This is a genomic window from Halomonas urumqiensis (assembly GCF_003028575.1).
GTDB lineage: Bacteria > Pseudomonadota > Gammaproteobacteria > Pseudomonadales > Halomonadaceae > Halomonas > Halomonas urumqiensis.
Map to the genome: position 1 here is coordinate 334,834 of NZ_PYUD01000001.1, position 16,236 is coordinate 351,069.

Here is a 16,236-nt window from a genome sequence, read left to right on the forward strand (position 1 = left end):
TGATCACGAGGCTCGGGGTTCGCTCATCAGCCCCTTGACGATGGCGTAGCAGCCCACCAGCAAGACCAGGGTGAAGGGAAGCCCCGTCGTGAGAGCGGCCGTCTGTAGGGCGGCAAGCCCGCCGCCGAGCAGCAGGGCGATGGCGAGTGCCCCCTCGATCAGTGCCCAGAAGATACGCTGGGGCTTGGGGGCGTCGACCTTGCCACCCGCGGTAATGGAGTCGATCACCAGCGAGCCCGAGTCAGACGAGGTGATGAAGAACACGATCACCAGCGTGATCCCGACGAAGGAGGTGATGGCGGTCAGCGGCAGGTACTCCAGCATGGTGAACAGCTGCAGCTCCAGGGCCGCATCCTGCACCTCGGTGATACCGGAGCTCACCACCTGATCGATGGCGGTAGTACCGAAGGCGGTCATCCACACCACCGAGGCAAGAGTCGGTACCACCAGCACCGAGATCAGGAATTCACGCACGGTGCGGCCGCGGCTGACACGTGCGATGAACATGCCGACGAACGGTGACCAGGCAATCCACCAGGCCCAGTAGAAGGCGGTCCAACCTTGGCTGAAGTTGGCGTCCTCGCGCCCGAACGGCATGGAGAGTGCCGGCAGGTGGGTCACGTAGCCGATCAGGTTCTCGACCACGCCTGTCGCGATCAACAGCGTCGGGCCGACCAGGATCACGAACAGCAGCAGCAGCAGGGCGAGCACCATGTTCAACTGGGAAAGACGCTGCACCCCCTTGTCGACGCCGAGCATGATCGAGCCGAGTGCCACCACGGTAATCCCCAGGATCAGCAGCACCAGGGTGGCGTCGCTGGCGGGAATGCCGAACAGGTAGTTGAGGCCCCCGGCCGCCTGGGTAGCGCCGATGCCCAGCGAGGTGGTCAGGCCAAACAGGGTGGCGAATACCGCCAGGATGTCGATCACGTGCCCGGGCCAACCCCACACCCGCTCTCCCAGGATCGGGTAGAAGATCGAGCGCATGGTCAGTGGCAGGCCCTTGTTGAAGGCGAAGATCGCCAGTGACAGGCCGACGATGGCGTAGGCGCCCCAGGGGTGAAAGCCCCAGTGGAAGATGGTGGCGGACATGCCCAGCTCAATGGCACCGGCCTGGTCACCCTCGGCGCCACCCAGCGGTGCCCAGTCGGTGCGCAGGCCATCCTCGCCCATGCTGATGCCACCGAAGGCGGTACCGTAGTGGCCCAGCGGCTCCGACACGCCATAGAACATCAGGCCGATGCCCATGCCGGCGGCGAACAACATCGAGAACCAGCCGGCGTAGCCGAAGTCTGGCGTGGCATCGGCGCCACCGATGCGTACCTTGCCCAATGGGGTAAAGATCAGCACCAGCGCCAGGACCACAAAGACGTTGGCGCCGAGCAGGAACACCCAGCCCAGGTTGGTGGTCAGGAAGCTGAACATGCTGTTGAAGATCGGCTCCATCTGATCCTGCAAGGCTAGCGTCAGGATCACGAACAACAGGATCACGATCGAGGAGAAGGTGAACACCTTGCCATGCAGGTCAACGTTGATCCCCAGGGGGGAGGCCGTGATGTTGTCCTGTCCGATCACATAGTCGGTATCAATGAGGTTCGCCGCCCCCTCCGGGGCAGGAATGCCTTCGGAACCGTTGTTCGGCTCATCCGGTTTTTCGTCTTGGGGATGGCTCACGATAAGGTCTCCTTGAAATCGCTTTCATGGTGAGTCGTGTCTTGACCCTGCGACGAGGGTTTCAGGGGCGTACCAGGAACACCGATGCCTTGGTGTGGGTCGCGATCTTTCCACCGTGCGATGGCATGATGACGTCCAGGTGCCTGGGGGGATGCGTGGGCATGACGATCAGGTCCGCCCCGACGTCATCGATAGCCTTGATCAACTCGTCGTCGAGATCGGCGATGGGGTCAGGGCTTGCGATGGTGTGGGTACTTACTGGCTGGCCATGCACCTTGGATCGCTTCTCGGCGAAGGCGTCGAGTTTTCGGGTGAACTCCTCGGGCGTTCGCGCGACGCTGCTCGGCGTGTTGGATGTGACGCCCACGTAGCATACCTCTGCATCATAATGGCGAGCCAAGTCCGCCACCGTTTCGAGTGCGGGTTCTATCACCTCGATGTGTGCCAGGTCGACCGGCACCATGATCTTCTTGTACATGGCGATGTCTCCTTTCAACCTTCTGGTACTCGATGAGTGAAGCTCGAGATCGACGCGTTCACCTTGCGTACTAGCCAGGGGCTTGGCGTACGATGATCACATCCAGCATGGGTTGGGAGAGGGGATTCATCAAGGCGCGCGATCAACGCGTCTCATCCTGCCTGCCCTGTGCGCCCCCTGACCAGTGTGTCATATCTCACCACGGGATGTCGGCCCTCAAGGAGGCTGCTGGCCCACAAACACATCAGGCGGCCCTGAGGCCGCCTGATGGCATGCTTGGCTGTGCACTTACATCAAGATCTTGGTTCGCTCATCAGCCCCTTGACGATGGCGTAGCAACCGACCAGCAATACCAGTGTGAAGGGCAATCCAGTCGATATGACAGCCGCTTGCAGTGCCGCCAGGCCACCACCGATAAGCAAGCCAATGGCAATGGCGCCCTCGATGATCGCCCAGAAGATGCGCTGGGGAGTGGGGGCATCGACCTTGCCACCCGCGGTGATGGAATCGATCACCAGCGAGCCCGAGTCCGACGAGGTGATGAAGAACACGATCACCAGCACGATGGCGACAAAGGACGTGATTTCGGTCAGCGGCAGTCCAGCCAGCATCACGAAGAGCTCGTCGGCTTCGCCATCGAAGGTCCCGGCGAGCAACTGTTCGATGCCGGCACCACCGAAGGAGGTCATCCACAGTACCGATACGATGGAAGGTACCAGCAACACGGCGATCAGGAACTCACGCACTGTGCGGCCACGCGACACACGGGCGATGAACATGCCGACGAACGGTGACCAGGAGATCCACCAGGCCCAATAGAAGGCGGTCCAGCCCTGGGTGAAGTTGGCATCCTCACGACCGAACGGGTTGGACAGCTCGGGCAGATACGTCATGTAGCTCACGAGATTCTGGAAGAATCCTGTCACGATCATCAGCGTGGGTCCGACGATGATGACGAATGCCAGCAGCAGGAGGGCAAGACCCATATTGAGCTGAGAAAGTCGCTGAACGCCTTTCTCCACGCCGAGGACGATTGAGCCCATGGCAATGATAGTGATGCCAACGATCAGAAATACCATGGTGGTATTGTTGTTGGGGATGCCAAATAGATCGTTGAGGCCGTTACTGGCCTGCTGTGCGCCAAGGCCAAGCGACGTTGCAAGACCGAACAACGTGGCGAACACCGCCAGGATATCGATCACATGACCCGGCCAACCCCATACGCGCTCCCCCAGAATCGGGTAGAAGATCGAGCGCATGGTCAGTGGCAGCCCCTTGTTGAAGGAGAAGATGGCCAGCGCCAGCGCCACCACTGCATAGATGCCCCATGGGTGCAGGCCCCAGTGGAAGATCGTGGCGGCCATCCCCAGAGCGATGGCGCCGGACTCGTCGCCTTCGGCGCCGCCCAGCGGTGCCCAGTCAGTACGCACGCCGTTCTCTGTGGCAATACCCCCCAGGGCGGACTGATAGTGCGCCATGGGTTCCGAGACGCCGAAGTACATCAAGCCGATGCCCATGCCGGCGGCAAACAGCATGGCGAACCAGCCGGCATAGCTGAAGTCGGGCGTCGCATCCCGACCGCCGATGCGTACCTTCCCCAGTGGGGTGAAGATCAGCACGATCGACAGCAGCACGAACACATTGGCGGCCAGCAGGAAGAACCAGGCCATGTTGCCGGTCAGGAAATTGAAGGTCGCATCGAAGAGCGGTGCTACCTGATCCTGCAGGGCCAGGGTGATGATCACGAAGAACAGCACCACGATGGCCGACACGGCAAAGACCTTGCCGTGAAGGTCCACGTTGAAGCCAAGTGCCGAGGTCGTGATGTTGTCCTGGCCGATCACATAATCGGTGTCGATCAGGTTGGCCGGACCGTCCGGGGCAGGAACGCCATCGGAAACCGGTGGCGTCTCATCCTTGTCAGGTGTTGCCATTAGGCTTTCTCCTTTCAGTGATGTGTTGTTGCGTGAGTGTCCGATGTCACTCTCGGTGGATGATTCATTGGTGCTGGGAACAGGCCTAGGGCTGTCAGAGTAAAGAATGGCGCGCGCGTGGCATTCATCAACCCTTGCTCTCAACGCGGCTCATACGGCCTTCGCTGAGTCATCGCGACCCAGTGTGCCATATATGACCACCCACTGCTGACAAGGCACGGTACCATCATCTGTCGCCGTGCTTCTTTATCAATTTGATATCCAATGGTTTTTCTTTTCATTGCCGGGTCTGGCACGGCCTGTGCTGGTGGATTAAGCGAGCCAGGGATTCGGCAGGGTGGCATCATCAACGGCGTCAGACGCCATGTCCGACACAAGCGACACCATGCACATTTCGGCATGATCGTCACCACGCGAATGACCCGGCATGAATCCAGGAGCAGTAAATCAGGAGGTAATGAATGAAGACCCAAGAGTCCCTCAAGCAGCTGGGTATTCTCGGTGTGGTCTTTGGCCTCAGCGTAAGCCCGTTGGCGTTGGCCGACATGCACGAACCCGTCGCTCAGGAGCCAGGCACCACCACCGAGTCAACCGACCCGGCGATGTCGGATCCGGCCAGTGATCCGACAAGCAATGATCCGACAAGCAATGATCCGATGGCCGAGCCGGGGCAACCCGCCGAAGAGCCCGGCTTTGGAGAGGGCACTGACCCCATGCCCAGTGGTGAAACCGATCAGTCCTCGCCGTCGAGTATGACTGACGAAGGGGCGAGCATGTCCAGCGATGACCCGAGCATGTCCAATGATCCGGGGGCTGCCGACAATGAGGAGGATCAGGACAGTACCTGGTGATCGGCTCCCCCGAAGAAAACTCGGATGAGCCGCCAGTCATGATGAGTCACCTTGAGTCGTGAGTTTGCAGGCGTCATGTCTCCAAGGCCGGTGTGCCCCGCCGTTCCCTCGCAAGCACCGGCCCCATTGATGCCTTCTTGCCCTTGCCACCCGGCAGGGGCTTTTCTTGATTGGACCGCTTTTCTTGAATGAACAGTCCTTATGAAGGCGCCTAGTCGTTATCCAGGCGACGGTACAGCGTGCGGCGGGCGATTCCCAGAATGTCGGCGGTACGCCGTTTGTTGCCACCGGTGGCCTCCAGCACCTTGAGGATGTAGCGCTTCTCGACATCGGCAAGGCTAGGCCAGTTCTGCTGTGCGGTTGTCGCCACCCAAGCGTCGTGAGGACTTTCTTCACGCGCCATCAATTCGCCCCCCAGGCGCCGCTGGTCGGCGGCATGCTCGCGAATGCGTTCGGGCAGGTCGGCATGCAGCAGTTCCTCGGCCTCGGCCAGGGTCACAGCGCGCATGATGGCGTTTTCAAGCTCGCGTACGTTGCCTGGGTAGGGGTACCCGAGCAGTGCCTGCAGGGCAGCGGGTTCGATGCGCTCGATACGTTTGGCCTGGGCGTCGGCATGCTTGTCGACCAGCGCCGAGATCAGGCGCTCAAGGTCGCCGTTACGCTCCCGCAGCGGCGGAATGCGTAACGAAAACGTCTCGAGGCGATAGAACAGGTCCTCACGAAAGTCTCCCTGGCCGATGGCCAGTTCCAGGTCGCGATGGGTAGCGGCGATGATGCGCACATCCACTCGTTCCTCGCGCTCGGCCCCCACCGCGCGCACGGTCTTTTCCTGCAGGGCGCGCAGAAGCTTGGCCTGCAGGCCCGGCGACATCTCGCCGATCTCGTCCAGGAACAGGCTGCCACCACTGGCCGCCTGAAAGAGGCCCTGGCGATGGTCGCTGGCGCCGGTGAAAGCACCTTTGACGTGACCGAAGAACTCGCTCTCCAGCAGCTCGGCGGGAATGCTGGCACAGTTCACTGCCACGAACGGCCCTTCGGAGCGGGTGCTTTCGGTGTGAATGGCGCGTGCCAGAAGCTCCTTGCCGGTACCGCTCTCGCCGAGGATCAGGATCGGCGCATCGCTTCTGGCAAGTCTGCCCGCATCGTGGAACAACGCCTGCATTGCCTCGCTCTCGCCGACCAGGCCATGGAAATGACGGGATTGCGCATGACCTTGATAACGTTCGGCCAGGCGCTGTCGTGTCAGCACGCGATAGACCGCTTCCTGTACTCCCTCCAGATCCAGTGGCTTGGTCAGGAAGTCATCGGCACCGATCTTGAGCGCCTCGACCGCCTGGTCGATGGTGCCGAAGGCAGTGATCACGATGAACCCCACCCGGTCGCCCTGCTCGCGGAGCTGCTGCAACAGTTGCATGCCGCTGATGCCTGGTAGGCGCACATCGCTGATGACAAGCCCTACCTCACTATGGCTGAGGACAGCGATGGCGTCCTCGGCACTGGCGGCCAGCAGCGTGGCGAAGCCTGCATCACGAAGTTCTTCGTCGAGCAACTCAAGGATTGCCTGATCGTCCTCGACGATCAGGATCGGTGCAAAGGGTGCGGGGGCCATCCTGGTCACGTGAGGCTTCCTCGGTTCATGGAATTGGTAAAAAAAGTGGTAGACGAAGAAGGGGTAATCGAGGGGTCGCGGGCAGGCTCGGCCAGTGGCAGCACGATCTCGAAGCCTGCGCCGCCAAGCGAGCTGTCGATCACACCGATGGTGCCGGCGTGGTCGTTGACGATACGGTGCACCATGGCGAGCCCAAGTCCGCTGCCCTGGCCGACGGGCTTGGTGGTGAAGAAAGGATCGAAGACCCGCGGGCGGTCTGTGGCAGCAATGCCGGGGCCATCATCCTCCAGCCACAGGCGCAGCTCGGTGTTCGTGGCGCGGGCTGTCAGGCGAATGTTGCTGACGTTGCCGGCCTGGATGGCGTTGCGCAGCAGGTTGGTAAACACCTGGATCAGTTGTTGGCCATTGGCGAGCAGTGTATAGGGCGGCGATGGAAGGTCCGTCTCGAATTCGATCGCCTGTCGTTCAATGTCATCCTCGACCAGGCCAAGTGCCGTGGCCACCAGCTCATCCAGGCTGTGCCACTCCTTGGCAAGGTTGTGACGGCGCCCCAGCTCCATCAATTGGCGGACGATCTCGACAATGCGTTCGACCTCTCCGCGGATACGCCCAAGGCGAGCGCGTTCGTCATCGCCGATGGTCTCGCGACGGGCCAGCCGCTGGGCCTGACCATTGATCACCGTCAGTGGCGCACCGATCTCATGGGCGACGCCCGTGGCCAAGACACCAAGCTCGGCGAGCTTGTGAGACTTGTGCAGGCGTCGTTCCAGCTCGACCTCCTTGTGGCGGCGCGTTTCGATATCGGCATCCTTTTCGGCCATGGCATCGAGCATGCCGTTGAGCGCCTCTGCCAGGCGGCGGTACTCCTCGGGGCCTTGCACCGCGGCGCGCCGATCACGATTACCGCCCTCGACGCTGGCCATCACCCCCAGCAGGCGATTGATCGGCCGTTCGATGAACTGGCGAAACCCCCACCAAAGGCTGAATACGATGCCGAGCGCGCCGATGACGAACACCAGCCCCGCGACCAGGCTGATGAAGTGGCTGTAGTTCTCGACGCCGGTATTGAGTCGGTTGACCTGCAAGACGCCACGCACCTCGCCATCGGGCGTGGTCAGCGGCATCAGTGCCGAATAATAGGTCCAGTCGTCATGGTCGCGATAGGCGCCAGTAAGTTCGCCGCTGTCGACCACGGCACGGATATCTTCGGGCTTGAACAGCGCCTCGCCAAGGCCAAGGCCATAGATCTCCTCTCCCTCGGTGTTAAAGACGTAGGCACCGTAGATACGGTGGAAGGAGAAGGCTGATTGCAACGTGTCCTGTATCGAGTCGGGTGTATCGCGAGCCATGGCATGACCAAGCGACGTGCCAAGGGCGTGGGTAATGATCTCGACCTCGGTCTCAAGCTTGGAGCGCATGTTCTCCTCGAGCGTGGTGATCGCAAGCAGGCTGAATACCACCAGAATGAAGAACAGGGGCACGATGACAGTGAGGATGATCAGGTTGCGAAGGCGCATTGGAGTCCGTTAACGACAGGATGTCATGAGGCACGCGCCTCCCGCGCGAAGTGCGCCCGGGAGGCGACGTCGATCAGTCCGCGGGGATCAGTCGGTAAAGGCCACCGTTGGCGGCGTCCTCCAGCAGGTAAATGGCGCCGTCATGGCCCTGGCGGACGTCGCGGATTCGTCCGATCTCGCCATCGAGCAGGGTTTCGACGCCAGCCACGTCACCATCCTCGAGGTCGAGCCTGAGCAGTTTTTCGCTGGCAAGCCCCCCGGCCAGCAGGTCGCCGCGCCAGGCGGGAAACGTGTCACCCTGGACCTCGGCAAGCCCCGACGGTGCGAATCGCCCCTCGAAGACATACACCGGATCCCGCATTCCCGGGGCGCTGTCGAGCCCGATAGGCTGATTGGTGGCATAGTCGCGACCGAGCGTGACCTCTGGCCAGCCGTAGTTGACGCCCGCGTCGAGCCGATTGAGCTCGTCACCGGTGCGTGGGCCATGCTCGGTGGACCATGCGGTGCCGTCGGCGGCCACGGTCAAGCCCTGGGGATTGCGGTTGCCATGGGTATACAGCGCATCGAGCGTGTCGGGATCATCGACATGGGGGTTGTCGTCGGGAATGCCGCCGGTGTCGGTCAGCCGCAGGAAGCTGCCGGCGTGATCGCCGGTGTCCTGAGCGCGCGGGGGGTGACTGCCGCGATCGCCGATGCTCATCAGCAGGGTGCCATCGTCCAGCCAGGCAAGCCGTGACCCATAGTGCCTGCCGGCACCCGAGAAACGGTTCTGCACGAACAGCGTCTCCCTATCGGCCAGCCGGTCGCCATCGAGCCGGGCGCGACTGAGCGTCGTGGCGGTGCCGCCATCCCCAGGCTGGCTCCAGGTAAAGTAGAGCCAGCCGTTGTCCGGCTCGGCGAAATCGGGGTGCACCACCACGTCCAGCAGGCCGCCCTGACCGCGGGTGCTGACCTCTGGCAATCCCGTCACATGGCTGACCTCGCCACCCTCGTCGATCAGCGCCAACCGGCCAGGACGCTCACTGACCAGCATCCGGCCGTCGGGCAGCATCGCCATGGCCCACGGATGCTCGAGGCCGTCGGCGATACGCTCCAGGCGCATGTCGTGATGATCGGTGGCAATCCGTTCGGCCACCACCTCGGCCGCCTGGAGTGGCGTGGCCAGCAAGCCGGTCGCCAGCAGGCTGGCGGTCAGTACGGGCGTCAACGTGTGCGTGCGCAAAGTCGAGTGTGTCGGCATGTTCATGGCGACCTCATGGTGGCGGGGGGAGAGGTGAATAGCGTGATTGAGTTGTGAATCGTGAGTGGCCATGCGATTAGAGACTTTCCGGTCGCGGTGTTGTTCCACGTTGCGGTGTTGTTCCATGTCGCGCTATTGCGACAGTAGGGGCGAGCGTTGCGCTCGCCGCGTTACATCAGCAGGGCCAGCAGGATCGGCAGGTAGATCAATGAGAGCAGCGTCGAGCAGAACACCAGGCTCGCCACATATTCCGGCTCACGCTTGGCCTTCTGGGCGAACAGGTAGTTGAATACTGCCACCGGCATGCTCATCTGCAGGATCAGGATGCCAATCGCCAGCGGCGGCAGCCCCAGCAGGTGGCCAACCCCCCAGGCGATCAGTGCGGCGGTGGGAATGCGCAGCAGGCTGAAGCCGATGCCCGATCTCAGATTCTTGACCTGGATGCTGGCCAGCGACACACCCAGGGTGATCAGCATCAGCGGCACGGTGAAACCCGAGATCAGGTCGACGCTGTTGTCGAGCCACAACGGCAGTTGGGTATCGGTGAGCAGCAACGTCAAGGCGATCAGGATGGCATAGACAGTGGGCGTTCGCGCCAGGGTGCGCCACGGCCTGCCACTGCGGCTGGCCATCATCGAGCCCACGGTGAACTGGAACAGCGAGACGGTGACCATCACCGTGATGCCATAAACGAAGCCACTCTGGCCGAAGGCGTAGAGCACCACCGGCAGCCCCATGTTGCCGGTGTTGGGGTACATGGTCGATGCCAGCAGTACCCGCCAGTCACGGCGCAACAGGCGTGCCAGCAGGAAGGCCACGCCCGCCATGCTGGTAAGCACCATGGCGGTGGCGAGCATGGTGAGACCAAAGCTTCCTGCATCGATGTCGGCGCCGGATAACGAAGCGAGCACCAGTGCCGGTGTGCCGATGTTGAACACCAGGCGGGTGACGAACTCGATCGGATAGGGATGGCCAAGGCGAATCCAGGTGAATCCGAGCCCGGCGCCGGCAAGCACAGGCGCCATCACGGCGAACAGTTGGGCAAGCATCGCGGGGTCCATGACGGGGAGAGAGTGGCTATTGTCGTGAATTGTCTGGCTGGCTGGCAAGCAAGCCGGCTGGCTTCACGCTATCTCCGGTTGAGCTTGCCAGGCCGCTGGCACCGCCTGGCGCAGGAAGTCGAGCAAGGTGCTGACCCGGCGCGGCTGATGGCCATAGGCATAGAGCAGCGTGACCGGCAGCGCTTCCGGCTGCCAGCGCTCCAGGCACGGTACCAGCTCGCCCGGGTGGTGGGCTTCCCGTTTGGCGACGATCCAGTGGGGCAACAACCCGATGCCCTGGCCACGGGCGATGGCGTCGACATGCAGGACGGGGAGATCGACTCGCAGGCGCGAATGCGGGGGCTGGAAATGCACCTCTCTCTGGTCGGGATGGTGCAGTGTCAGGCCTTTGCGAGTGGTGCCCAGCAGGTCGATCCAGGCATGTTCGGAAAGCTCCCTGGGATGTTCGGGAGTTCCATGCCGCGCCAGATAGTCCGGGCTGGCGTAGAGGCCACGTGTCAGCCGCCCCAGCGGCTCCTGTTTCAGGCCCGATTCCGGCGCTGGACCGAGCCACACGTGCACAAAGTAGCTGTCCGGCGCCCGCGGTGGCGTCTCGCGGGCATGCAGGGTCAACTCCACCTGCGGATAGCGGGTCATGAAGGCATCCATCACTGGGGCCAGCCAGCTGCGGGTCAGGGCAACATGCACCTCGATGGTCACACGGCCACTGATCTTTCCGCTGAGCTCGGCCAGCGCCTCATGGCTGCGGTCGGCGAGGGTGAGCATCTCGCGGCAGTAGTCATGGAACACCAGCCCCGCCTCGGTGGGGATCAGACGGTTGGCCTGGCGCCGCAACAGTGGCTGCCCCAGGCGCGACTCCAGTTGTGCAATGCGGCGGCTCAGTGTCGATTTGGCGAGCCCCAGGGACTGCGCGCTTTGTGTCATGCTGCCGGATGCCATGATGGCATCGAAGGCGACCAGTTCGTCGAAGTCGTGCATGGTGTCAGCCGGCAAATAGGAAGGGCGTGCGGGGAAAGTATGCCACTATTCAAAAGGACATGAAAATCATTGTCGTTTGAGTTGGATTCTTGTCTTGGTGGGGCGGATCACGAAAAGCCCCGGCCATGGCCGGGGCAAGCGAGCACAACGATCGAGACACTACCAAGCGAGGGGCGGGGCCTAGAACGCGAAGGTGGCGGAGAGCCACAGGCGGCGACCTTCCTCGCTGTTAGCATAGACATTGCCGACGCCGCCGTCGTAGGCGCGATAGTCGACGAAGTCCTTGTCGAAGAGATTGTAGATCGTGGCGGCCAGGGTCACGTTGTCCGCCACCGCGTAGCTGCCGCCCAGGTGGAAGAGCTCATAGCCCTTGAAGTCGCCGAGGTCGGCGAAGGATGGCGCGCCGCGCATGCGTTCGCGGTTGCGGTAGCGCTCGCTGCGTACCTCGGCCGAGAGCCAGGTGGAGAGACGCTCGGTGGCTTGCCAGCGCAGGGTGGCGTTGAGTGCATGCTCCGGCGTGTCGGTCAATGGCTCGCCCTGGTTCTCACCGCTCTTCTGCTCGCTGTCGGTGAAGGTGTAGTTCCCCGACAGATTCCAGCGCGGCGCCAGTTGAATGCGGCTCGAAAGCTCCACGCCACGGGTGATCGCCTCGTCGATATTGACGTCCTGGCCATACACGCCATCGGGAATCAGCGGGTCTCCTTCGACGACGATGTCGTTGCCGCTGGCGATCTTGTCGTCGAAGCGGTTGTGGAACAGCGTGGCGCCGGCCATGAAGCCCTGCTGGTTGTCGAACTGCACGCCCAGCTCGCTGCTGGTGCTGGTCTCCGGCGTGAGCGCCGGGTTGCCGATGGTCAGCACGGTACCTTGGCCGGTGACCCCATTGATGCCGTCATGCAGGTCGTTCAGCGATGGGGTCTTGTAGCCACGGCTGACGCCGCCCTTGAACGTCCACTCATCGTGTGCGTTCCACACCAGGTAGCCGCGCGGGCTGAACTGGCTGCCGAAGGCGTCGTGGTGGTCATAGCGGCCACCCAGCGTCAACGCCAATTCGTCGGTGAGCCACCACTCATCCTCGGCGAACAGCGCCCAGGTGGTTTGTTCGAACGTTTCGGTGGCCAGTCCGTCATCGAGCCGGGCATCCCACCACTGTCCACCCAGTGTGGCCATATGGTCGCCCAGGGGCAGGGTGAATGTGCTGTCGAGGATGGTGTTGGTGGATTCCAGCTCACGTGGGGCGCCGCCGATGATCGATGGAAATCCGGCATAGGGCTCGCCGATGGCTCCCGGGATGGTTCGTCCTTCTGTCGAAGTGGTTTTGCGTGACAGGCTCGATTCCAGGGTGCCGCTGGGCAGTCGAGCGATATGGCCAAGCGCCAGTTGCTGGCGTTCGAAGCGGAGTTCGTCGGCATAGCCGAAGGCGGTGCCGGGGTCGTCCTCGCAACTGCGCGTGCGGCCATCGAGGGTGCCGAGCTGGCACTCGTCGTTGTTGTAGCGCTGGCGATTGATCTCACCGTCCAGCCATACTTCATGGGTATCGTCGGGGGTGAGCGTCAGGCGGGCGCCCAGGTTGTAGATATCGCCCTCGACCGGGCTCGGGCCGCGTTTGCTGACTTCGATGGGCTGACCATCGGCATCCAGGTACTCGAGGTCGGACGCCTCGCGCTCGTAAAAACGACCGCGCAACTGAAGCCCCAGCCGCTCTTCCACCAACGGGCCGCTGGCATATACGCTCACTGCGCGGCTGTCGCCGAAGTCATCATCCTCATTAAAGGTGTTTTCCACGGCCAGTGAACCTGTCCACTCACGATCGACCTTGCGGGTGATGATATTGATCACCCCACCCATGGCGTCGGAGCCATAGAGCGTCGACATGGGGCCACGAATCACTTCGATACGCTCGATGCTCGAGATTGGCGGGAAGAAGCTGGTCGAGGTTTCGCCGAAGCCATTGGGTGTCACGCTGCCGGCAGCGTTCTGGCGTCGTCCGTCGATCAGCACCAGGGTATAGTCGCTGGGCATACCGCGAATGCTGATGTTGCGCCCCCCGGTCTTGCCCACCTGGCCACCGACATCCACCCCCTCCACATTGCGCAGGGCATCGGCGATGCTGGTCACACGCTGCTCGCGCAGTTCCTGGCCGGAGATTACCGAGATGCTGGCGGGGGCATCGCGCAGGGCCTGCTCGAAGCCGGCGGCAGTGACCACGATGCTATCCAGGCGCTCGCCGTCCTGGGCCAGGATCGGCAGGGCCGTGCTAGTGGCGGCCAGCGCCACGGCGCTGGCCAGTGCGGTGCGTGTCAGGGTGCCGCCAATGATGGGCATGGGTGCGAAGCGGGACATGGAATTCACCTTGAATGATATTGATTATCAATTGCGCCGGTGATTCTAGTCGCTGATGGCGGCTCGATGACAGCCCGAGATGGGCAACGTGGCGTTGCCGATACCGCAACACCCAAGCCTGAACAGTCAGAACCTTTCCATATCGTCCCTGTGTCAGTGTCATGCACGCTGCCTGTCGCACTTTACTGGCGCCCGACGCCGCGCCACGGTACCCTGACGCCGTTTCGAGGCGGGCGTAGCCACCCAGCGACCAACCCGTCGCAAAGGCGCGACGTCCGCCACGCTGAATCATTGGAGATCCCATGGTGCACTCCACCTCCGGGGGCCTGGCCCCCATCGAAGACCTGATCGAGGATATCCGTCAGGGCAAGATGGTGATCCTCATGGATGATGAGGATCGCGAGAACGAAGGCGACATCATCATGGCCGCCGAGAAGGTCCAGGCCGAGCACATCAACTTCATGGCGCGCCACGCCAGGGGGCTGATCTGCCTGCCGATGACGCGTGCGCGCTGCGAGCGGCTCAAGTTGCCGCTGATGGTCACCGACAACGGTTCGGGCTTTGCCACCAAGTTCACTGTCTCCATCGAGGCCGCTGAAGGCGTGACCACGGGTATCTCCGCCGCCGACCGCGCCCGCACCGTGCAGGCTGCCGTGGCCAGGGGTGCCAGCGCCGACGATATCGTCCAGCCGGGCCATATCTTTCCGCTGATGGCCGAGCCAGGCGGTGTGCTGCGTCGCGCCGGACATACCGAGGCGGCCTGCGACCTGGCGGCCTTGGCGGGACTCGACCCGAGTGGGGTGATCTGCGAGATCATGAACGACGATGGCAGCATGTCGCGCCGCCCCGAGCTCGAGGAGTTCGCCGTCCAGCATGGCATCAAGATGGGCACCATCGCCGACCTGATTCATTACCGCATCCATAACGAGCAGACCGTCGAGCACGTCGAGGACACCCCGGTGCGCACCGCCTTCGGTGAGCTGACCCTGCACGTGTTTCGCGACAACATCCAGGGCGCTCACCACCTGGCGTTGGTCAAGGGGCGCCCGACCCCGGAGACGCCGACCACGGTACGTGTGCACCTGGCCGATGCCATGCGCGATCTGCTGTGCCTGCAGAAGGGCGATACCGCCAACTGGACCTCGCAACAGGCGATTGCCGAGGTGGCCAAGGCCGAGCACGGTGTCTTCGTGCTGCTCGACGATGGTCGCCCGAGGCTCGACATGCGCGACTCCCTGGATATCTTCCTGGAGCGACGGCGCGCCCCGCGAACCAGCGATTCCGACGGTGCCGGCAACTACCTGACCATCGGGACCGGATCGCAGATCCTGCGCCACCTGGGCGTGGGCCGCATGCGCCTGCTTAGTTCGCCCTGGAAATTCTCCGCGCTCTCCGGCTTCGACCTGGAAGTGGTCGAGCTGTTGGGCCCCGAGGACATGACCTCGTAACGGTCGGGCCGTGATCGCCAGCAGGGCAACCTTTCAGCTGATAACTCTTGGTTTAAATCTCTTGGCTTAAATCTCTTGGCTCATCTCTCTCAGGAAAAGTGACATGCAACCCATCTCTCAAGTGGAAGGCAGCTTCGTCGACGTCGACGGTCGTTACGTGATCGTGGTGGGGCGCTTCAACCACCACGTGGTCGATAGCCTCGTCGAGGGCGCGGTGGACAGCCTGGTGCGACATGGTGTCGATGGCGAGAACATCGATATCGTTCACGTGCCGGGCGCGTGGGAACTGCCCTTGGCGGTGAAGAAGGTACTCAAGGTGGCACGCCCCGATGCGGTCATCGCCCTGGGGGCGGTGATCCGTGGTGGCACGCCCCACTTCGAATACGTGGCCGGCGGGTGCAACACGGCGCTTGGCAACCTGCAGCTCGAATTCGAGACGCCCATCGCCAACGGTGTGCTGACGGTCAACTCCATTGAACAGGCCATCGAACGCGCCGGCACCAAGGCGGGAAACAAGGGCGCCGAGGCGGCCATGGCCGCCATGGAAATGGTCTCGTTGCTGCGCTGTTTCAGTGACGAGGACGGGGGTGAGGCATGAGCCGCGAACGCTCCAGCGAGCCTTCGAAGGCCCAACTGGCACGGCGTGCCGCCCGCGAGCTGGCGGTTCAGGGGCTCTACCAGTGGCAGATGACCAGCAAGTCCATCACCACGGTTGAAGCTGAATTCAGAAGCCAGGTCGCTTGCGACGACATCGAAGACCACGAGAACTGGCACAAGGTCATGGAGATCGCCGACCTGGCGCTGTTTCATGAGCTGCTGCACAACGTGGTGCGCTTCAAGGCCGATCTCGACGCGTCGATCTCGCCGCTGCTCGACCGCAAGCTCGAGGAACTCGACCCCATCGAGCTCGCCATCCTGCGCCTGGGGGCCTATGAGCTCTCGCGGCGGCTGGAGGTTCCCTACCGCGTGGTGATCAACGAGGGGGTGGAACTCGCCAAGTCGTTTGGCGCCACCGATGGCCACAAGTATGTCAACGGCATACTCGACAAGCTCGCCGGCCGGTTGCGTTCCTCCGAGGTCGCCGCCCGCCGCCGCTGAAGGTT

13 protein-coding genes are annotated in these 16,236 nt (G+C 62.7%); 4 read left to right on the forward strand and 9 right to left on the reverse strand.

Annotated elements, in window-relative coordinates; genetic code table 11:
• Positions 1-3 precede the first annotated feature (3 nt).
• The 3 genes from C6V82_RS01470 to C6V82_RS01480 form a co-directional block, all read right to left on the reverse strand.
• Entirely contained in the window at positions 4-1,674 is a 1,671-nt protein-coding gene (locus tag C6V82_RS01470) for a BCCT family transporter (RefSeq protein WP_102589123.1), read from the reverse strand.
• A gap of 61 nt (positions 1,675-1,735) precedes the next feature.
• Positions 1,736-2,152, reverse strand: coding sequence for a universal stress protein (locus C6V82_RS01475; protein ID WP_102589124.1), 417 nt, complete (start codon positions 2,150-2,152; stop codon positions 1,736-1,738).
• A gap of 293 nt (positions 2,153-2,445) precedes the next feature.
• A complete protein-coding gene (locus tag C6V82_RS01480) occupies positions 2,446-4,086 on the reverse strand; it encodes a BCCT family transporter (RefSeq protein WP_102589125.1) in 1,641 nt (546 codons plus the stop codon).
• Between the two features lie 461 nt (positions 4,087-4,547).
• Here C6V82_RS01480 and C6V82_RS01485 point away from each other — a divergent pair, with 461 nt between their 5' ends.
• Positions 4,548-4,937: a hypothetical protein gene (locus C6V82_RS01485; RefSeq protein ID WP_102589126.1), complete on the forward strand. Its 390-nt coding sequence runs from the start codon at positions 4,548-4,550 to the stop codon at positions 4,935-4,937.
• Positions 4,938-5,148: 211 nt separating this feature from the next.
• Here C6V82_RS01485 and C6V82_RS01490 read toward each other — a convergent pair whose 3' ends face one another.
• From C6V82_RS01490 to C6V82_RS01515, 6 genes are all read right to left on the reverse strand, one after another.
• The gene (locus C6V82_RS01490) at positions 5,149-6,546 is read right to left on the reverse strand and encodes a sigma-54-dependent transcriptional regulator (RefSeq protein ID WP_102589688.1); all 1,398 of its coding nucleotides are present in this window, start codon (positions 6,544-6,546) and stop codon (positions 5,149-5,151) included.
• Positions 6,547-6,551: 5 nt separating this feature from the next.
• On the reverse strand, positions 6,552-8,063 hold the full coding sequence (locus C6V82_RS01495) for a sensor histidine kinase (protein ID WP_102589127.1): 1,512 nt from the start codon (positions 8,061-8,063) through the stop codon (positions 6,552-6,554).
• Between the two features lie 73 nt (positions 8,064-8,136).
• A complete protein-coding gene (locus tag C6V82_RS01500; protein WP_229843075.1) occupies positions 8,137-9,309 on the reverse strand; it encodes a PQQ-dependent sugar dehydrogenase in 1,173 nt (390 codons plus the stop codon).
• A 164-nt stretch (positions 9,310-9,473) separates the two neighbouring features.
• The gene (locus C6V82_RS01505) at positions 9,474-10,352 is read right to left on the reverse strand and encodes an AEC family transporter (RefSeq protein WP_102589128.1); all 879 of its coding nucleotides are present in this window, start codon (positions 10,350-10,352) and stop codon (positions 9,474-9,476) included.
• A gap of 75 nt (positions 10,353-10,427) precedes the next feature.
• On the reverse strand, positions 10,428-11,342 hold the full coding sequence (locus tag C6V82_RS01510) for a LysR family transcriptional regulator (protein ID WP_102589129.1): 915 nt from the start codon (positions 11,340-11,342) through the stop codon (positions 10,428-10,430).
• A 180-nt stretch (positions 11,343-11,522) separates the two neighbouring features.
• The gene (locus C6V82_RS01515) at positions 11,523-13,685 is read right to left on the reverse strand and encodes a TonB-dependent receptor domain-containing protein (RefSeq protein ID WP_229843074.1); all 2,163 of its coding nucleotides are present in this window, start codon (positions 13,683-13,685) and stop codon (positions 11,523-11,525) included.
• A gap of 302 nt (positions 13,686-13,987) precedes the next feature.
• Here C6V82_RS01515 and ribBA point away from each other — a divergent pair, with 302 nt between their 5' ends.
• The 3 genes from ribBA (at position 13,988) to nusB (ending at position 16,231) form a co-directional block, all read left to right on the forward strand.
• Positions 13,988-15,133: a bifunctional 3,4-dihydroxy-2-butanone-4-phosphate synthase/GTP cyclohydrolase II gene (ribBA, locus tag C6V82_RS01520; protein WP_102589130.1), complete on the forward strand. Its 1,146-nt coding sequence runs from the start codon at positions 13,988-13,990 to the stop codon at positions 15,131-15,133.
• Between the two features lie 103 nt (positions 15,134-15,236).
• The gene (gene ribH, locus C6V82_RS01525; protein WP_102589131.1) at positions 15,237-15,731 is read left to right on the forward strand and encodes a 6,7-dimethyl-8-ribityllumazine synthase; all 495 of its coding nucleotides are present in this window, start codon (positions 15,237-15,239) and stop codon (positions 15,729-15,731) included.
• Positions 15,728-16,231, forward strand: a complete 504-nt coding sequence (gene nusB, locus C6V82_RS01530) for a transcription antitermination factor NusB (RefSeq protein ID WP_102589132.1) — start codon at positions 15,728-15,730, stop codon at positions 16,229-16,231. Before ribH ends, nusB begins: the two co-directional genes overlap by 4 nt.
• The last annotated feature ends 5 nt before the right edge of the window (positions 16,232-16,236 follow it).